The sequence below is a fragment of the Streptomyces sp. NPDC088732 genome, from assembly GCF_044751205.1.
Taxonomy (GTDB): domain Bacteria; phylum Actinomycetota; class Actinomycetes; order Streptomycetales; family Streptomycetaceae; genus Actinacidiphila.
This window is the reverse complement of record NZ_JBIVLI010000037.1, coordinates 1-18,892: the sequence shown is the minus strand read 5'-3', so window position 1 is coordinate 18,892 and position 18,892 is coordinate 1. Positions and strand designations below refer to the sequence as shown.

14 protein-coding genes are annotated in these 18,892 nt (G+C 72.5%); 4 read left to right on the top strand and 10 right to left on the bottom strand.

From position 1 onward, the window contains the following. Window positions 1–62 precede the first annotated feature (62 nt). Window positions 63–1,679 carry an ATP-binding protein gene (locus ACIP9H_RS39460; RefSeq protein ID WP_401593360.1) on the top strand — a complete coding sequence of 539 codons (1,617 nt, stop codon included), beginning with the start codon at window positions 63–65 and terminating at the stop codon, window positions 1,677–1,679. Next, entirely contained in the window at window positions 1,676–2,371 is a 696-nt protein-coding gene (locus ACIP9H_RS39455; protein ID WP_401593357.1) for a response regulator, read from the top strand. Before ACIP9H_RS39460 ends, ACIP9H_RS39455 begins: the two co-directional genes overlap by 4 nt. A gap of 187 nt (window positions 2,372–2,558) precedes the next feature. Here the strand turns inward: ACIP9H_RS39455 and ACIP9H_RS39450 are convergent, their stop codons facing one another. From ACIP9H_RS39450 to ACIP9H_RS39440, 3 genes are all read right to left on the bottom strand, one after another. Next, window positions 2,559–4,160 carry a cation acetate symporter gene (locus ACIP9H_RS39450; protein WP_401963775.1) on the bottom strand — a complete coding sequence of 534 codons (1,602 nt, stop codon included), beginning with the start codon at window positions 4,158–4,160 and terminating at the stop codon, window positions 2,559–2,561. Further along, window positions 4,157–4,603, bottom strand: a complete 447-nt coding sequence (locus ACIP9H_RS39445) for a DUF485 domain-containing protein (protein ID WP_401593352.1) — start codon at window positions 4,601–4,603, stop codon at window positions 4,157–4,159. The genes ACIP9H_RS39450 and ACIP9H_RS39445 overlap by 4 nt, the downstream gene beginning before the upstream one ends. 183 nt (window positions 4,604–4,786) lie before the next feature. Continuing rightward, the gene (locus ACIP9H_RS39440; RefSeq protein ID WP_401593349.1) at window positions 4,787–6,916 is read right to left on the bottom strand and encodes a type IIA DNA topoisomerase subunit B; all 2,130 of its coding nucleotides are present in this window, start codon (window positions 6,914–6,916) and stop codon (window positions 4,787–4,789) included. Between the two features lie 426 nt (window positions 6,917–7,342). On the opposite strand from ACIP9H_RS39440, the gene ACIP9H_RS39435 reads away from it, so the two are divergent. Then, entirely contained in the window at window positions 7,343–7,573 is a 231-nt protein-coding gene (locus ACIP9H_RS39435; protein WP_360912738.1) for a hypothetical protein, read from the top strand. A gap of 120 nt (window positions 7,574–7,693) precedes the next feature. Here ACIP9H_RS39435 and ACIP9H_RS39430 read toward each other — a convergent pair whose 3' ends face one another. The 6 genes from ACIP9H_RS39430 to ACIP9H_RS39405 all read right to left on the bottom strand — a co-directional run bounded on the left by ACIP9H_RS39430 (window position 7,694) and on the right by ACIP9H_RS39405 (window position 16,314). Next, window positions 7,694–8,485 carry a serine protease gene (locus ACIP9H_RS39430; RefSeq protein WP_401963798.1) on the bottom strand — a complete coding sequence of 264 codons (792 nt, stop codon included), beginning with the start codon at window positions 8,483–8,485 and terminating at the stop codon, window positions 7,694–7,696. Between the two features lie 422 nt (window positions 8,486–8,907). Further along, window positions 8,908–10,479 (bottom strand): RNA polymerase sigma factor, encoded by a 1,572-nt coding sequence (locus ACIP9H_RS39425; protein ID WP_401963773.1) that lies wholly within the window; start codon window positions 10,477–10,479, stop codon window positions 8,908–8,910. 312 nt (window positions 10,480–10,791) lie between these two features. Further along, window positions 10,792–11,709 carry a FadR/GntR family transcriptional regulator gene (locus ACIP9H_RS39420; RefSeq protein ID WP_401963771.1) on the bottom strand — a complete coding sequence of 306 codons (918 nt, stop codon included), beginning with the start codon at window positions 11,707–11,709 and terminating at the stop codon, window positions 10,792–10,794. 92 nt (window positions 11,710–11,801) lie between these two features. Further along, window positions 11,802–13,430, bottom strand: coding sequence for an ATP-binding cassette domain-containing protein (locus ACIP9H_RS39415; RefSeq protein WP_401963769.1), 1,629 nt, complete (start codon window positions 13,428–13,430; stop codon window positions 11,802–11,804). A 32-nt stretch (window positions 13,431–13,462) separates the two neighbouring features. Next, window positions 13,463–14,179, bottom strand: coding sequence for an NUDIX hydrolase (locus ACIP9H_RS39410; protein ID WP_401593393.1), 717 nt, complete (start codon window positions 14,177–14,179; stop codon window positions 13,463–13,465). A gap of 152 nt (window positions 14,180–14,331) precedes the next feature. Beyond that, complete coding sequence (locus ACIP9H_RS39405; protein ID WP_401963767.1) at window positions 14,332–16,314, bottom strand: glycogen debranching N-terminal domain-containing protein; 1,983 nt, start codon at window positions 16,312–16,314, stop codon at window positions 14,332–14,334. A gap of 127 nt (window positions 16,315–16,441) precedes the next feature. On the opposite strand from ACIP9H_RS39405, the gene ACIP9H_RS39400 reads away from it, so the two are divergent. Next, window positions 16,442–17,752 carry an alpha/beta fold hydrolase gene (locus ACIP9H_RS39400; RefSeq protein WP_401593336.1) on the top strand — a complete coding sequence of 437 codons (1,311 nt, stop codon included), beginning with the start codon at window positions 16,442–16,444 and terminating at the stop codon, window positions 17,750–17,752. Here ACIP9H_RS39400 and ACIP9H_RS39395 read toward each other — a convergent pair. Continuing rightward, the gene (locus tag ACIP9H_RS39395; protein WP_401963766.1) at window positions 17,664–18,782 is read right to left on the bottom strand and encodes a DUF4192 domain-containing protein; all 1,119 of its coding nucleotides are present in this window, start codon (window positions 18,780–18,782) and stop codon (window positions 17,664–17,666) included. The two genes, ACIP9H_RS39400 and ACIP9H_RS39395, sit on opposite strands and share 89 nt — an antisense overlap. Window positions 18,783–18,892 lie beyond the last annotated feature (110 nt).

The window sequence follows — 18,892 nt, the reverse complement described above, 5'->3', positions numbered from 1 at the left end:
CAGGCAAACGGACGAGCGACTTCCGCATGGACGCGGACCGCTGGGAAGGACAGGGGGACGTCATGCGCATCCGGTGGCCACGCCGCGTCTTCGCCCAGGTCCTGCTGGTCCAGCTGGTCCTCACCACCGGCGTGATCACCCTGGCCACCGGCCTGTTCCTCGCCCCGCTCAGCTCGCAGCTCGACCAGCAGGCGATGCGCCAGGCCCTGTCGATCGCCCAGACCACCGCCGCCACCCCCGGCCTCGCCCGCGACCTGCTCGGCAGCCGCCCCGGCGTCACGGGCCCGGTGCAGCAGGAGGCCGAACGCATCCGGCGCGCCACCGGGGCGCTCTATATCGTCGTCATGGACACCCACGGCGTGCGCTGGTCGCACACCGACGTGACGCAGATCGGGCGGCATGTGTCCACCGACCCCAGCGTGGCGCTCGGCGGCCAGGAGATCATGCAGATCGACCGGGGCACCCTCGGCCGCTCCGCGCGCGCCAAGGTGCCGCTGCGCGACGACGGCGGGCGCATCGTGGGCGCGGTCTCGGTCGGCATCGCGTACGACAGTGTGCGCGAACGGCTCCTGGCGACCGTCCCGGTGCTGCTGCTGTACGCGGGCGCCGCGCTGGGCGTCGGTGTGCTGGCGGCCCTGCTGGTGTCCCGGCGGCTGCAACGGCAGACGCACGGGCTGGCGTTCGCCGATATCTCCGCGCTGCTCGACGAGCGCGAGGCCATGCTGCACGGCATCCGTGAGGGCGTCATCGCGCTCGACGGCCGGGGCAGGATCCGGCTGCTCAACGACGAGGCGCAGCGGCTGCTCGGACTCGGCCCGGAATCCGCCGGACGCGCCCTGGACGACGTACTGCCCGCGGGCCGCACGACCGACGTGCTGACCGGCCGGGTCGGGGGCACCGACCTGCTGACCGTCAGTGGTGCCCGGGTGCTGGTCGCCAACCGGATGCCCACCGGGGACGGCGGCGCCGTCGCCACCCTGCGCGACCGTACGGAACTGGAGCGCCTGGGCCGCGAACTCGACAGCACCCACGGTCTGCTGGACGCACTGCGCGCCCAGGACCACGAGCACGCCAACCGCCTGCACACCCTGCTGGGCCTGCTCGAACTCGGCCTGTACGACGCGGCGGTGGACTTCGTCGCCGAAGTGGCCGACGGTCGGCGGGCCTCCGCCGAGCAGGTGGCCGAACGCGTCCACGACCCGCTGCTGTCGGCGCTGCTGGTCGGCAAGTCGGCGATCGCCGCCGAACGGGGCGTGACCATGACGGTCTCCCCCGCCACGCTGCTGCCCGATCGCGTCGTCGACCCGCGCGACCTGGTCACCGTGCTGGGCAACCTCATCGACAACGCGCTCGACGCGGCGGGCTCCACGGTCGAGGTCGAACTGCGTGCCGAGGGCACGACCGCCCTGCTGCGGGTGTCCGACGACGGGCCGGGAGTGCCGCCCGAGGCCCGCGAGCGGATCTTCGCCGAGGGCTGGACGACCAAGGCCTCCCCCGCGCACCGGGGCCGCGGGCTCGGACTCGCACTCGTGCGGCGGCTCGCCGGGAGGTACGGCGGCACGGCCCGAGTCACCGCCCGTGCCGGGGGCGGCGCGGTCTTCACCGTCGTCCTGCCCGAGGCGCTGGCCGCGTCCGGGCCCACGCCGGCGGAAACCGTGTCCGCAGGAGGAGCGCGATGATCGATGTCCTCGTCGTGGACGACGACTTCCGCGTCGCCGAGATCAATTCCGCGTACGTCGGCAAGGTTCCCGGCTTCCGGGTCACCGCGCGCGCCCACACCGCCGCGCAGGCGCTGGCGACGCTGGAGCGCACGCACGTCGACCTGGTGCTGCTGGACCACTACCTGCCCGACGAGACCGGCCTCACCCTGGTGCGGCGCATGCGCCAGCTCGGCCACCACGCGGACGTCATCATGGTCACGGCCGCGCGGGACGTGGCGACCGTGCAGGCCGCGATGCGCTTCGGCGCGCTGCAGTACCTGGTCAAGCCGTTCAGCTTCGCCGGACTGCGGGTGAAGCTGGAGGGGTACGCGGCCCTGCGCCGGACGCTCGACGGTGTCGGTGGCGGGGGCGGCGAGGCCGGCCAGGAGCAGGTCGACCGGATCTTCGGCGCACTGCGCACCGCCGTCGCGGCCCCGGCGGAACTCCCCAAGGGGCACTCGGCGCCGACCGCCGACCTCGTGCGCAGGGTTCTCACCGAGTCGGCGCAGCCGCTGTCGGCGCACGAGGTCGCGGCACGGGCGGGGATCAGCCGCTCCACCGCCCAGCGGTACCTGAAGTTCCTGGAGCGCGAGGGGCGGATCAGCCTCACCCTCAAGTACGGCGACACCGGCCGCCCCGAGCACCGGTACGCCTGGGCCAGGGCCGGCTGACCCTGCCGGCCATGTGCCCCGTGACGCATCAGCCCCTCGGGCACATGCGCCGCGGCGCCCACGCCGGGGCGATGACGGAGATCACGGCGAGGCCGAACAGCCCCCCTGGGAGGGCCGTTGAGGGCCCGCGGAGGATCTCCCGCCCACCCCCGGCCGGCAGGGGCCCACAGGACCGCCGCACGGCCTCCTACGCCGCGCCGGCGCCCGTGAGGGCGCGGACCTCCACCTCGGCGTACGCGTCGGCGTCGGCGGGCTCGCGGGAGAGCATCGTCCCGGCCCAACCGGCCAGGAAACCCAGGGGGATCGACACCAGCCCCGGGTTCTGGAGCGGGAAGAAGGCGAAGTCCACCCCCGGGAAGAGCGAGTCCGCACTGCCGGAGACCACCGGCGACAACACCACCAGTGCCACCGCCGGGACCAGCCCGCCGTACACCGACCACACCGCGCCCCGGGTGGTGAACCTGCGCCAGAACAGGGTGAACAGCAGCACCGGCAGATTGGCCGACGCCGCCACCGCGAACGCCAGACCCACCAGGAACGCCACGTTCTGCCCCTGCGCGAACAGGCTCAGCCCGATCGCCACGCCGCCGATCCCGACGGCCGCCAGCCGGGCCACGCGCACGTCCTCGTGCTCGCGGCGCGTGGTGCCGGGGCGCGGCCGGCGCAGCGTGGCGTACAGGTCGTGCGCCACGGAGGCGGAGGACGCCAGGGTGATGCCCGCGACGACGGCGAGGATCGTGGCGAAGGCGATGGCGCCGACGACGGCGAAGAGCACGGTCCCGCCCGTCGAGCCCGCGCCCCCGCCGAGGTCGAGGGCGAGCAGCGGCACGGCGGTGTTCCCGGCCGCGTTGGAGGTTCGGACGGCGTCCGAACCGACGACGGCGGCCGCGGCCACACCCAGCACGATGATCATCAGATAGCAGCTGCCGATGAGGCCGATCGCCCAGACCACCGAGCGCCGGGCCGAACGCGCCGTCGGCACGGTGTAGAAGCGGGACAGGATGTGCGGCAGACCGGCCGTCCCGAGCACGAGGGCGAGGCCGAGACTCATGAAGTCCAGCCGGGAGGTCCAGTTCCCGCCGTACTTCAGGCCCGGTGCGAGGTAGGCGCGCCCGTGGCCGCTGCCGTCGGCCGCCGCGCGCAGCAGGCCGCCGAGGTCGCCGTGGAAACGGATCAGGACCAGCACCGTGAGGGCGAGCGTGCCGCCCATCAGCAGCACCGCCTTGACGATCTGGATCCATGTGGTGGCCCGCATGCCGCCGAAGGTCACGTAGAACACCATGAGCGCGCCCACCCCGACCACGGTCCAGGTGCGCGCGGCCGAGCCCTGGCCGCCGAGCAGCAGCGCGACCAGGCTTCCGGCACCCACCATCTGCGCGACCAGGTAGAGCACGGAGACGACGACCGAGGCGCTGCCCGCGGCGATCCGCACGGGCCGCTGCTTCATCCGCGCGCTGAGGACGTCGGCGAGGGTGTAGCGGCCGCAGTTGCGGACCAGTTCCGCGACGAGGAAGAGCACCACCAGCCAGGCGACCAGGAACCCGACCGAGTAGAGCATGCCGTCGTAGCCGAAAAGCGCGATGAGGCCGGAGATGCCGAGGAAGGTGGCGGCGGACAGGTAGTCGCCCGCGATGGCGAATCCGTTCTCCAGGGGCGAGAAGAGCCTGCCGCCCGCGAAGAACTCGACCGAGGAGCTGCGCCGCCGCCCCGCCCAGGCGGTGATGGCGAGGGTGACGGAGACGAAGACGGTGAAGAGGACCAGCGCGAGTCCCTGGTGGTTGCCGGTCACCGCATCCGCTCCTGGGTGTCCCAGCGCAGTTCCAGGGCGGCCCGGTCCCGGCGCAGCCGGGCGTGCCGGGCATAGGCCCAGGTCAGCAGGAAGGTCGAGGCGAACTGGGCGAGTCCCAGGGCCATGGCGACATTGAGCTCGCCGGCGACGGGCCGGGCCATGAGGCGGGGCGCCGCGGTCGCGAGGACGACGTAGAGCAGGTACCAGGCGAGGAAGGCGAGGGTCGCCGGGAAGACGAACCGCCGGTAGCGGCCGCGGACTTCCTGGAACGGACCGCTGCGCTGCACCTCCCGGTACACGGCGGCGCGACCGGACGGCCCGGCCTGTGGGGGTGAGGGCGCCGGCGGGGGTTGCGGTCCCTCCCAGTCCCCGGCGGCCAGGGCGTCGTACCAGGGGTCGTCCACCCGCAGCCCGCTGGGCTCCGCCCCGTCGTGCTCTTTCACGGACTCTCCTCGCTTCACGGACCGTTCGGCCGTGCGCCCAAGCATGGACATTGCGGGAAGAGCCGGGAGGCCCCAAGCAGAAACCTTCACCCCATCAGGTGACGATCCCCCACCCCGGGGGGTGGGGGACGACACCTTCGCCTAAAGGACCTGGCGGGGCGGCCCTGCCGGGCCGGGCGGACCTCAGGCGTCGATGCGCGAGCGGTCCAGGGTGGCGGCGGAGTTGGTGATGAACTCGCGGCGCGGCGCCACCTCGTTGCCCATCAGCAGGTCGAACGCCAGCTCGGCGCCCTCCAGGTCGCTGATGTTGATCCGGCGCAGCGTCCGGTGGCGCGGGTCCATCGTCGTCTCGGCCAGCTGGTCGGCGTCCATCTCGCCCAGGCCCTTGTACCGCTGGATGTTGTCCTTGAAGCGGATGCCCTTGCGCTCGAACTCCAGCAGCGTGTCGCGCAGCTCGCGGTCGGAGTACGTGTACACGTACTTCTCCTGGCCCTTGCGCGGGTTGGTGAGCTCCACGCGGTGCAGCGGCGGGACGGCGGCGAAGACACGGCCGGCCTCGACCATGGGCCGCATGTAGCGCTGGAAGAGCGTCAGCAGCAGGCACCGGATGTGGCTGCCGTCGACATCGGCGTCGGTCATCATGATGATCTTGCCGTAGCGCGCCTGGTCGATGTCGAAGGTGCGGCCGGAGCCGGCTCCTATGACCTGGATGATCGCCCCGCACTCGGTGTTCTTGAGCATGTCCGAGACCGAGGACTTCTGGACGTTGAGGATCTTGCCGCGGATCGGCAGCAGCGCCTGGAACTCGGAGTTGCGGGCGAGCTTCGCGGTGCCCAGCGCCGAGTCGCCCTCGACGATGAAGAGTTCGCTGCGGTCCACGTCGTCGCTGCGGCAGTCGGCGAGCTTGGCCGGCAGCGACGAGGACTCCAGCGCGGTCTTGCGGCGCTGCGCGTCCTTGTGCTGCCGGGCCGCGATCCGGGTGCGGGCCGCGGCGACGGCCTTCTCCAGCACGGCGCGGGCCTGCTGCTTGTCGTCCCGCTTGGTGGAGGTGAGGAAGGCCTTCAGCTCGCGGGAGACGACGTTGGAGACGATGCGGTTGGCCGCCGAGGTGCCGAGCACCTCCTTGGTCTGGCCCTCGAACTGCGGCTCGGCGAGCCGGACGGTCACGACCGCGGTCATGCCCTCCAGGGCGTCGTCCTTGACGATGTCGTCCTCGGCGACGCGCAGCAGCTTGTTGGCGCGCAGCACCTCGTTGACCGTCCGCGTGATGGCCCCCTCGAAACCCCGGACGTGGGTGCCGCCCTTGGGCGTCGCGATGATGTTCACGAAGGAGCGCAGCGTGGTGTCGTACCCCGTGCCCCAGCGCAGCGCCACGTCGACGCCGAGCTCGCGGGTGACCTCGGTGGGGCTCATGTGGCCGCGGTCGTCCAGGACCGGGACGGTCTCCTTGAAGGTGCCGCTGCCGGACAGCCGCAGCACGTCGCAGATCGGCTTGTCCGGGGTGAGGTAGTCGGCGAACTCGCTGATGCCGCCGTCGAAGTGGAAGGTGTCCTCGACCGGCTTGCCGTCCTCGGAGCCGTTGTCGGCACGCTCGTCGCGGACGACGATCGTCAGTCCGGGCACCAGGAACGCGGTCTGCCGGGCGCGCTGGTGCAGCGTGTCCAGCGAGAGCTTGGCGTCCTTGAGGAAGATCTGGCGGTCCGCCCAGTAGCGCACCCGGGTGCCGGTCCGGGTCCGCGGCACCTTCCTGGGCTTGTCGAGCCCGCTCTCCGGCTCGAAGTGCGCCTCCGGGCCGGGCTTGGCGAAGCGGCCGGGGACGCCTCGCCGGAAACTGATGGCGTGGGTGTGGCCACCGCGGTCGACCTCGACGTCCAGCCGGGCGGACAGCGCGTTGACGACCGAGGCGCCCACGCCGTGCAGACCGCCGGAGGCCGCGTAGGACCCGCCGCCGAACTTGCCGCCCGCGTGCAGCTTGGTCATGACGACCTCGACACCGGACAGGCCGGTCTTGGGCTCGATGTCGACGGGGATGCCGCGGCCGTTGTCGCGCACCTCGACCGAGTTGTCCTCGTGGAGGACGACGTCGATGTGGTCGCAGTGACCGCCGAGGGCCTCGTCGACGGAGTTGTCGATGATCTCCCAGAGGCAGTGCATCAGGCCGCGGCTGTCGGTGGAGCCGATGTACATGCCCGGGCGTTTGCGCACCGCCTCCAGGCCTTCGAGTACCAGCAGATGCCGCGCGGTGTAGTTGGAGCCGTCACGATCTGCACCGGTCAGCAACGCGGTGGACGGCACGGATGTTTCGGCGGTCACGCGGGACGTCTCCTCGATGAAGTTCTACAGCCGTATCGGTCAGAGGGTACCGAGGCCGCGCGCGGCCGTTTCGCCGCGACCCGGTATGCGGTCCATGCTAGCCCCCTCTCGAAGAGATGTTCGATCCCTCGTTTGAGTGATACACATGTCACGTTCCACTGGAGGCATGAACCATTTAGGCTGCGGGCACGTCCTCATCAACAACCGGCAAGCCAGCCGGCGGGACATAACTGAAGAATCTGACCAGTTCCGCCTGATTGCCCCGAAGACGACAAATAACCACACCAGAGGATCATTCGCCGCCAATCGGTAGCATCCAGCCGCTACAACAACGGTTTCCAGGAAAAAGGCACGAGCGGGAACAGTTTCGGCCTGGTTGGATGTTGACCCTGGTACGACAGCTCGTCGAGCTAGAGAAGAGGCGACGTGACTACAGTTCTGACCCCCGCGAGCCCGCTGACGGCGGCGGACCGCTGCGACCGTTGCGGCGCCCAGGCCTACCTGCGCGTCGTACTGATCAGCGGCGGTGAGCTGCTCTTCTGCGCGCACCATGGGCGTAAGTTCGAGCCCGAACTGAAGAAGATCGCTGTGGAAATACAGGACGAGACCGGCCGCCTCACGGCCACGCCGACCGTTGCGGCGGATGACGAACGCTGACGCATAGGACTGCGAGAGCTTTCAACGGGCGGCCTCCGCGAAGGAGGCCGCCCGTTGGCGTGTCCGCTGCCGGTCACCGCGGCGGAGGGGCACCGCGGTGCACGATCATCCATCAACCGGTCACGAGTGCTGCCCGACCAGCCCGGAGACCGACGAGACCCTGGTGTAGACCCCCGGTTGGCCCGCCTCGGCGCAGCCGGATCCCCAGGACACCAGACCGATGAGGCGCTGCCCCGCCACGAGCGGGCCGCCGCTGTCCCCCTGGCAGGAGTCCCGGCCCCCGGTGAGTTCACCCGCGCACACCATGGAGCCGGACATGTACTTGCCGTCGACGCTCCCCGGATAGGCCTTCTGGCACACCGAGTCGGGGAGCACCTTGACCGGGGCCGCCCGCAGGGTGTTCGAGTAGGTACCGAGCCCCGTCGTGTCGCCCCAGCCCAGGACCTTGGCCGGGGTACCGGAACGGTAGACCGTGTTGTCGCCGGGCTTCGCCATCGGGATCGCCGCCGACGCCGGAAGCCGTCCGGCGAGCGTGACGACGGCCACATCGCCGTTGTTGGTCGCCGGATCGTAGGCCGGGTTCACCCAGATCTTCCGGACCGGCACCTCCCTGCCCCCGGCGCCGCTCAGGTCCGTGCGTCCGCCGATGACGCGCAGATCGGGCACCTCCCTCCAGTCCCCGCCGAGCGCGGCCGGGGTGAAGCAGTGCGCGGCGCTCACCACGGTGGCCGGCCCCACCAGGGCACCGGCGCAGAACTGCCCGGAGCGCGTCGTCCCGTACCGCGAGCGGCTGGAGATGGCCACGGCCCAGGGGTACTGCTGGGTCGACACCGGCGCCCCGCCTATGACGGAGCCGGCGGCGCCCTGCGACGGCGCCTGCGGGCTCGCCACGTCCGAGGCGTCGCGGGGCACTTCGGGTGCCGCCGGCGCCGCCACCCGGCCGAGTCGCGCGGCGGACTCCGCGCCCCCGGCTATGGACTGCCGCGCCGGCTCGGCGGCCGAGGCCCCTTCGCCCTGCCGCGACACGGCCTCGGGGACGGCGGCGCCCACCGCCTCCGGGGCCACGGGTTCCACGCCCGGCACGGCGGGCTCAAAGGTGGCGGCATACGCGGTGTACGCGGGGGCCACCAGCGGCATCGCGAGCGCGGATGCCAGCGTCAGTCCGCCGATCATCGAGCGGATCGAGGAACGCATGCACTCTCCTCACCCTCCGGATCAATAAGTGCACTCAGCGTGACCCGGAGGACCCACCCCCGCATCCGGAGAGATCTCCGGAAACGCCGACGGGCCCGCGCCGCCAATGGCGGTCGCGGGCCCGTGGGAACCGGTCCGGATCAGTCCAGGTAGTCGCGGAGCACCTGGGAGCGGGACGGGTGGCGCAGCTTGGACATGGTCTTCGACTCGATCTGGCGAATGCGCTCACGGGTGACCCCGTACACCTTGCCGATCTCGTCGAGGGTCTTCGGCTGGCCGTCGGTCAGGCCGAAACGCATCGAGACCACGCCTGCCTCGCGCTCACTGAGCGTGTCGAGGACGGAGTGCAGCTGCTCCTGGAGAAGCGTGAAGCTGACCGCGTCGGCCGGGACGACCGCCTCGGAGTCCTCGATCAGGTCGCCGAACTCGCTGTCGCCGTCCTCGCCCAGCGGGGTGTGGAGGGAGATCGGCTCGCGGCCGTACTTCTGGACCTCGATGACCTTCTCCGGGGTCATGTCGAGTTCCTTGGCCAGCTCCTCCGGGGTGGGCTCGCGGCCCAGGTCCTGGAGCATCTGGCGCTGGACGCGGGCCAGCTTGTTGATGACCTCGACCATGTGCACCGGGATACGGATGGTGCGGGCCTGGTCGGCCATCGCGCGGGTGATCGCCTGGCGGATCCACCACGTCGCGTACGTGGAGAACTTGAAGCCCTTGGTGTAGTCGAACTTCTCGACCGCGCGGATCAGACCCAGGTTGCCCTCCTGGATCAGGTCCAGGAAGAGCATGCCGCGACCGGTGTAGCGCTTGGCCAGTGAGACCACCAGACGGAGGTTGGCCTCCAGCAGGTGGTTCTTGGCCCAGCGGCCGTCCTCGGCGATGATCTCCAGCTCGCGTTTGAGCTTGGGGGCGAGCTTGTCCGCCTGGGCCAGCTTGTCCTCGGCGAACAGACCGGCCTCGATGCGCTTGGCGAGCTCCACCTCCTGCTCGGCGTTGAGGAGGGGGACCTTGCCGATCTGCTTCAGGTAGTCCTTGACCGGGTCGGCGGTGGCGCCGGCCGCGGCGACCTGCTGCGCGGGCGCGTCGTCCTCGTCGTCGTCGGAGAGCACGAAGCTCTCCGCCTCGGCCTCGGCGGCCGGGACGTCCTCGTCCTTGCCGGGCGCGACCTCCTCGAGGAGTTCCTCGCCCTCGACGAGCTCGTCGTCCTTCTTGGTCTTGGTCTCGGCGGCGGCCGTCTTCTTGGCCGTCGTCTTCTTGGCGGCGGTGGTCTTCTTGACCGCGGTCTTCTTCGCCACCGCCTTCTTGGCGGGCGCCACGCCCTCACCGGCCACGTCCGCCACCGCATCCGCCTCGCCGGCGGACGCGGGCGCCGCGGCGGCCTTGGCCGCCACGGTCTTCTTGACCGGCGCGGCCTTGGTCTCGACGGTCTTGGTGGCAGTACGCTTCGCCGGGCTCTTGGCTGCGACGCTCTTACGGGTGCGCTTGGGCGCCTCAGCGGCACTCACCATCAGCGTCACACCCTCCTCGTCGAGGACCTGGTTGAGGCTGCGCAGAACGTTCTTCCACTGGGTTGCCGGGATCTGGTCCGCTTCGAAGGCTCGGCGCACGTCGTCGCCGGCGATCTGACCCTGAGCCTTACCCCGCTCGATGAGCGCCATCAGAGACTCGGACTCGGCGATCTCCGGCGGGAGCGTACGGGATGTGCTGGCCGACACGAACAACCTCTCGGAACGATGGAAAACGACTACGGTGGAACCGCTCAGCAACTCAGCGTCATGTTCGTCGCGGATATTCCTCGCGCGGCCGCCACCTCTTACCTCATCGCGCTGCTCGCGAGAGCGTTACGCCCGACTCCACGTGGTCCGAGTCACACCCCGGAACGGCATCAACCAGTCGATAGCCGGACACTCGCCGTGAACGCGCAGGCCACATCCGTCCACCCGGCCGGGGCGGACGGCTCCGCCGCCGGGCCCGGAGGGTGTGGGCCGGCGGCGGAAATCGGTGCCGTCTCCGGTTCCTCCGGGCGATCAGTGCTCGCGCGGGGCGGGAACGACATGGTCGGGGGTCCCCGCGGGGCCAGGCTCGGTGTGCACGGCCAGCAGCTGGCGCATGACGGCCTCCGCCTCGGCACCGTCGGAGGCGGCCAGCGCCTCGACCACCCGCGCGTGGAGGGCGACGGAGTGATCGCCGGGGCGCTCGCAGCCGGTGACGGGGCCGCCGGAGACCTGGAGGGCGGCGGAGACGATGCCCGCCAGGTGCTCCAGCATGCGGTTCCCCGCGACCTGCAGCAACAGGGCGTGGAACTCCGCGTCGGCGCGGGAGAAGGTCAGCCCGTCGCCCTGGCCGACGGCGTGCGCCATGATCTCGGTCATGTCGGCCAGGCGCTGCTGGATGTCCTCACGGCCGTGGCCGGCGGCGAGGCGGGCGGCGAGCGGCTCGATCGTCCAGCGCAGCTCGAACAGCTCACGGCGCTGGTCGTCCCGCTGCGGACCGAAGGCCCGCCACTCGATGATGTCGGGGTCGAGCAGATTCCAGTCGGCGACGGGCCGGACCCGGGTGCCGACATTGGGCCGGGCACTGACCAGGCCCTTGGCCTCCAGTACACGCAGCGATTCGCGGACGACGGTACGGGAGACCTCGAAGCGCTGGCCGATCTCCTCCGGGACGAGCGGGCGGTCGGCACCCAGATCGCCGGAGACGATCATCTGGCCGAGCTGCTGGACGAGTTGGCCGTGGAGCCCGCGGCCACGGCTGCCGCCCGCCCGGCGGCCCACCCGGCCCATGTCGGCGTCACCGCCCTCCCAGGAGGGCGCGCCGCCCATCCGGTCCGGCGAGGAACCGGCCGAGACGTCGGCGTACGGATAGCGGTCGAGCTCGCCACCGCCGACGAGGCTGGGGTCGACGGAGCGGGCGGCGGTCATCATGGTGTGCGCAAGGGTACTCACGCATCATTTGTCGGCGATGAGACCCGGCACCTTGAGGGCTTTGCTGAAAAGCACACGAAAGGGTGAGCACTCATCACCTGATAATTGACGCTTTATCGGAAGGAAATGGGGTTTCTCCGGCGCAAGACCGTTGCCACATAGGCACACAACAGAGCGAAGAGCGACAAGACGAAGGAATACCGGACGGGTTGGGTCGCCAGCCGCACCGCGTCGATCGCCGGAGCCGTCGCCGCACGGCGCACCACCGGCGCCACCAGCAAGGGCACCGCCAGCACACCGGCCAGGCCCAGCGCGGTGGTGCGGAACACCCCGGCCGCCAGCACACCCGCCCAGCAGCACACCAGCGCCAGCACTCCCCACGTCACCGAGATACGCGCCAGCGCCGGCAGACCGGGCAGCCCGTGCCCGCCCAGGAAGTACGCCTCCACCGCTCCCGCCAGGGCCGCACCACCGGCGATCACCAGCGCCGCACCACCGTTGACGACGAGCTTGGCCAGCAGCAGGCGCAGTTGGCGCGGCACGGGCGCGTTGGCGGGCGCCAGTGCCGGGTACCGGAACTCCTGGCCGTACGAGAGCGCGCCGAGCAGCCCGCCCCCAAGGGCGGCCGGGGGAAGTGGCAGTGAACGCGCCCAGCCGGTCAGCAGCCGCAGGGAGACCGCGTGGTGCCCCGTGCGCAGCAGCACCAGGGTGGAGAGGGCGGACCCCAGCACGCCCGCCAGGGCGATCAGCCATGGGCCGCGGATGCCCGCGAGGCGCCGCAGTTCGTAGCGGACCGGACGGGCGGGCCCCGCGGGCGGGAGCGCCTCGCGCACCGGCGCCAGGCTGACCGTGCCGGGCGCGCGGTCGCCGCGCGGCGACTCCGGGACGCCGGTGTCGCCCACCTCGTCCGCGAGGCGGTGCAGCAGGATGCCGTGCCGGAAGGCGGTCTCCCCGATCCGGGCCGTGGTCGTCCCGTAGACGCAGATACGGCTGCCGCTCTCGTGGGTGATCTCGGTCTCGTCGTCGGTGAGGAGCAGCGCCAGGCGTTCGGCCTGCGGCGACTGCACGGCGACGTACGGCCGCAGCCGTCCGCGGCCGAACTCCACGGCGGACTGGTCGGCGACGAGCCGCCCCGCGTCGAGCGTGACGATGCGGTCCGCGAGACGTCCGGCCGTCCGGGGGTCGCTCACCGTGACGACGACCGTTCCGCCGCGCGCGGCATAGGTCTTCAGCAGCCCGTACAGCCAGGCGGTGTCGCGGGGCGACAAGTCCTGGGCGGGGTCGTCGAGCAGGAGGGCGGGAGGGTCGCCGAGCAGGGCGGCGGCGACGCCGAGGCGGCGGTCCATGCCGAGCGAGAACTCGCCGAGGCGCCGGTCCGCCGCGTCGCGCAGGCCCACGATCTCCAGGACCTGGTCGGCGCGTTCGGCGGGCGCGCCTGCCGCCGCGGCCAGCATGCGCAGGTGGCCGCGGGCGGTGCGGGAGGGATGTCCGGGGACGTCGCCGAGGAGCACGCCGACGACATTCGCCGGATGGGCGTGACGGTGCAGGGGCCGGCCGCCGAAAAGGGTGATGCCGCGGCCGGGTTCGAGTTCGAGCATCAGCCGCAGGGCGGTCGACTTGCCCGCGCCGCTGTCGCCGAGCAGGGCGGTGATCTCCCCGGGGCGGGCGTCAAAGGTGAGGTCGTCCACGGCGGGTGCTTCGTCGCCGCGGGACGCGCTGGTCAGTCCGATGGCCTGGATCACCCCTGCACGATAACGTGCGAAAGGTCCGAAATTTACACCTCTGGCCGCAACATGGGCGGATTGAGGATGGTGGCCCCACCCGCACGGAACAACTGTGCGGGCCGACCGCCCTGACGGGTCGTCGTACCGCCGGTGGGGACGAGGAATCCGACCGTGCCCGTCACCTTGCGGTGGAAGTTGCGGGGATCGAGGACGACACCCCACACGACCTCGTAGACCCGGCGCAGTTCACCGACGGTGAACTCGGGCGGGCAGAAGGCGGTGGCCAGCGCGGAGTACTCGAGCTTGGAGCGGGCGCGTTCGACACCGTCTCCCAGGATCCGCGCGTGGTCGAAGGCGAGGGCACCGTCCTCGCCATTGCGCAGCAACTCCCCCACCGGGGCCCAGCGGGCGCTGCGCGCGTCGCCGCCGGCGCGGGGGGCGGGCAGGTCGGGGGCGAGCACCAGGTGCGCGACGCTCACCACCCGCATGCGGGGGTCGCGCTGGGGATCGCCGTACGTGGCCAGCTGCTCCAGATGCACCCCCTTGCCGGCGCGGAGCCCGGTCTCCTCCTCCAGTTCACGGGCGGCGGCCTCGGCCAGGTCCTCGTCGCCGCGCACAAAGCCGCCGGGCAGCGCCCACCGGCCCTGGTACGGCGGCTCGCCGCGACGGACCGCGAGCGCGCACAGGGCGTTGCTGCGCACCGTGAGCACGACGAGGTCGACGGTGACGGCGAACGGCGGGAAAGCTGACGGGTCGTAGGGCGGCATGTCCGCGATCATAGTCGTCTTCTTGACGATAAGCAGCAGGTTGGAAGGATGACGGGTCCCGCTCTCGGCCGGTTGTTCGACGTGGTGGAGGAGCGGGCGAAGCGGCCGGGACCACGTCGGGCCGAGCGGCGCGGCGGGGTGCCCGGCACGGCTCAGGAACCGAGCTGAAGGCCGGCCGCGGCGTCCTCGACCACGGCCGTCCCGAACCGGCCGACCCGGACCGCGAACGGCTCGCCGGCGACCGTCAGCCCGGCGAGCCGCAGTTCGCCGAGGGGCGCGCAGCCCACGGGACGGACGGCGACGACGCGCTCGGGGACGTCCGGGCGGATACCGGCGAGGGAGGTAAGCAGCTGCACCGCCCCCGCGGCCGCCACCGCGGCGGGACGGGAAGCGGTCGGATGCGGGGCGGGGACGCGCCCGGGGGCACGCTGCTCGCCCGCGTACATCTCGGGCAGCCGGTGGCCGAAGACGGCGGCCGCGTCGAGCACGCCGCGCAGCAGGGCGGCGGCCTCCCGCTCGTAGCCGTGCGCGGCCAGGCCTGCGACCGCGACGGCGGTCTCGTGGACGCGCACGGCTCCTCCGCGGTGCCCGAAGGGGTTGTGGCCGGGCGCGGCGGCCGACAGTGTGCGCAGCCCCCAGCCCGAGTCGAGCTCCGGCGCCGCGAGCAGGCGGGCGAGCTGCTCGGTCTGCGCCTTGTCCAGCAGTCCGGGGGCGGCCTCACCGCCGCCGGCCAGTCCGGTGTCCAGCAGGTGCGCCGCCGCCGAGCCGAGATGCGGCACCGGTCTGCCGTCCGGGGTGAGGGCGGCGGCGGGCCGGCCCCCGGCCCGGTCGTCCAGCCAGAAGTCCTCGCGGAAGCGGCGGCGCAACGCCTCCGCCCGCTCGCGCCACTCCTCGGCACCCGGGCGCCCGTAGGCCTCCAGCAGGTCCGCGCCGTGCAGCATGGCGCGGTGCGCGTGCGCCTGCACGTCGCAGCGCAGGGGACCGCCGGGCGCGGGGTCGGGCATGTACCCGCCGGAGGTCAGGGACGAGCGCAGCCACCGCAGGGAGCGCTCCGCCGCGGGCAGCAACTGCTCGGCCTCCCGTTCGTACATCCCCCAGCGGCGCGCCTCGGCGAGCACGGTGACGAAGAGCAGCCCGGCCTCCACACCCGAGGACGTGGGGGGCAGGTGCGGCCCGGCGTGCCGCAGCGGACCGGGCACCTGGCCGGTCTCCGGGTCCTGCCGGCGGGCCAGGGTGCGCAGGGTCCCGGCGGCCAGCCGCGTGCCGAGCGGCAGCAGCATGCGCGCCGCCCACACCGCGTCGGCCGGGGCCAGACCGAGCCGCCACGGTGCCCCGGCCGCCACATGGGCGTCGAGCGGATGCCCGGGCTCCCTCAGCAGCAGCGCCCGCAGGTCGTCGAGGGCGGTGCCGAGCAGCGCCGCCGCACCGCTGTCCTCGCTCTCGATGTACGCCGCGGACCACGGCACGGCGGGCGGTCCGGACGCCGGTCCCGACGGCTGCGCCCCGGCGGGCTCCAGGACCACCCGCAGCTCGATTGTGCGGGACGCCCCCGGCGGCAGCACCAGGTCCCAGCTCAGCAGGCCGGCCGAGGCCATGGCGTTGTCGGGCCCCGGCTCGGCGACGACCCGGACCCGTCCCCCCTCGCCGGCCCACAGCAGCCCCGCGTCGCAGACGCTGGCAGGCAGTTCGGGACCGGACGCCCCCGAGGCGATCGCCGGCAGCTCCGCGAGATCGCACGCGAGGGACACCTCGCACGGGATGCGCACCTCGCGCGGCCCGGTGTTGTGGACCGTGATGCGCTCGGTACCGCCCGCGGAGCGCAGGCGCTCCACGGTCAGGGCAGGGTCGGGGGCGGTGTCACCGGGCACCCGCGCGACCGCGGTGAACCGCGCTTCCCCGGCCGCCACTGGCAGACCCTGCACCGGCACCGGCACCGCCCCCGCGAGCCGGAACTCGCAGCGGGCCAGCACACGCCGCCCGGCCTGGTAGAAGCCGTCCAGGCCCTCGCCGCGCAGCTGCCCGTCCCGGCCCGAGACCGCGAGCGAGGGGGCCGCGACGGAGATCACCGCGTCGTGCACCGCCTGCGGCGCCCGCTCGGCGCGGGAGGACGACCGATGGGCCGGATGCGGGGCCATGCCATCTCCTCGTCGGCTCGGGCGGGCCGTGCCGCCGCTACCCGGTGAACGCCCGTGTGGGCACTCGGGTCACGCGCCGTCTACCGTTTCTGATCGGGAAATCGTTCGTATCAGCGGAAAGAGAGCCATGGCCGTCTACCGCCAGCCAGGGACCGTCATCACCGACCGCACCTTCCAGGTACCGCTCGACCACGCGGAGCCACGTGGCGAGCAGATCGAGGTGTACGCCCGCGAGGTCGTGGCGGTCGGCAAGGAACGGGAGCCATTGCCCTGGTTGTTGTTCCTTCAGGGCGGCCCGGGGGGCAGGTCGCCGCGGCCGCTGGGCCGCGACGGCTGGCTCACCCGGGCGCTGGACGACTACCGGGTGCTCCTTCTCGACCAGCGCGGCACCGGCCGTTCGACCCCCGCCAACCGGCAGACCCTGCCGTTGCGCGGCGACGCCGCCGCCCAGGCCCGGTATCTGGAGCACTTCCGCGCCGACTCGATCGTGCGGGACTGCGAGCTGATCCGCCGTGAACTGCTCGGCCAGAGCGTGCAGTGGAGCCTGCTGGGGCAGAGCTTCGGCGGCTTCTGCACGCTGACGTATCTCTCCGTCGCCCCCGAGGGGATTCGCGAGGCGTTCGTGACGGGCGGTCTCGCGGGTCTGCGCAGCAGCGCCGACGACGTCTACCGGGCGGCCTACCCCCGGGTGGAGCGCAAGGTGGAGGGGCACTACGCGCGTTACCCGGAGGACGCGGAGACGGTCCGCGCCCTGGCGCGGCACCTTCGGGAGCACGAGGTGACGCTGCCGGGCGGCGGGCTGCTGACTGCCGAGGCGCTCCAGTCCCTCGGCCTGATGCTGGGCACGGGCACCGGCTCGCACACGCTGCACTATCTGCTGGAGGACGCGTTCCTGCCGGGCACCGGCCGTCCGCAGCTGTCCGACTCCTTCCTGGCCGAGGCGCAGGGCCATCTGTCCTTCGCGGGCAATCCGCTCTACGCGGTGCTGCACGAGTCGATCTACGGCCAGCGCTCCGTGTCGCCGCGGGGCACCGGCTGGGCGGCCGAGTCCGTGCGCGGCGAGTTCCCGCAGTTCGACGTGGACAAGCGGCTGGCGGACGACGCGCCGGTGCTGCTGACCGGGGAGATGATCTACCCCTGGATGTTCTCCGCCGACCCGGCGCTCGCCCCGCTGGCCGACACCGCCGAGCTGCTGGCCCGGCGGGAGGACTGGCCCGACCTGTACGACCCGCGCCAACTGGCGGTGAACGAGGTGCCGGTGGCCGCGGCGGTGTACCACGACGACATGTACGTCGACACGGCCGACTCGCTGGCGACCGCGCGGTCGGTGCGCGGCCTGCGGACGTGGGTCACCGACGAGTACGAGCACGACGGGCTCCGGGTGAGCGGCGGCCGGGTCCTCGACCGGCTGATCCGGCTGGCCCGCGGCGAGCTGTGAGAAGGGCGGCGCGGCGGGCCTGCCCGGCGCGCCGCCGGCGCAGGTAGCGGCGCAGCGGCTCGGGTGAGATCCCGTTGTTGACCGCCGCGTTGAGCAGCCGGGCAAAGGTGTAGTCGGGGGCGAGGTCCAGTGCGCGGCCGAAAGCGACGCGCGCGGTGGCCTCGTCCCCGGCGGCCCAGGCGACCCAGCCGGCCAGTGTCAGCGGTGCGGCGGCGTGCTCGTGGTAGGGCTCGACGCAGCGGCGGGCGAGTGCCCGCCACAGGCGCAGGGCGGGGTCGGTGTGCGGCGGGTCCATCCACTCCGCGGCCCGGTCGCGGGTGTCGCGGTCCTGCAGGCCGAGGATCATCGCGGCGGCCTCGTCGTCGCCCAGCAGGCCGTCGTCCCGCCGGTCGCCGATCGGTCCGTCGTCCTCGGGGTCGGCGACCCTGAACCGGTCCAGTGCCGCTTTGAGCAGCCGCAGCGTCGTACGCCGCACCTCGTCGGAGTCGTCGCGCTCCAGCATGCGCGGCACCAGTCCGGCGGCAGCCGCGTCCAGCGCCTCCTCCCGCGCGAGGGCTGCCGTCGATCCGCCCGGGGGCGGGGTGAAGCGGTCCTCGATCTCCTTGCGCGAGCCGCGCACCCGGATGCCCGCGTAGGCGGCCGCGGCCGCCATCACCGAGTCGCCGGAGGGCGGGACCGCCGCGCCTTCGGGAGGTCCGCACTCGCTTTCCGGGCAGGAGTACGACCACCAGCGCCCGGCGGACACGCACAGCGCCTCCACCACGGGCACGTCGAGACGGCCGCAGGCCACGCGCAGTCCCTGGGCCAGTGGCCGGAGCCGTTCCATGACCTGCCCGGGGGCCTCCCCCTCGGCAGGGTCCTGGACGAGGAAGAGCACGATGGCGTCGGGGTGGGCGCCGCGCTGGGCACTGCCGGTGACGAGGCAGTCGGCCAATTGCGCCGCCGCGTCGGGCCACTCGTCGGGGTTGCGGGGGATGCCCAGCCGGGCGCGGCCGCCGAAGCGGCCCCGTTCTCCGTGGAGGGCGATCAACAGGACACTGTCGTCCGGCGAGAAATGTGGCTAGGGGTTGTGGTTACTGACTGGAGTGTCGCCTGATCAGGGGCACGGTTTGCGGTCTGTGAGTTCACCGACGAGCCGAA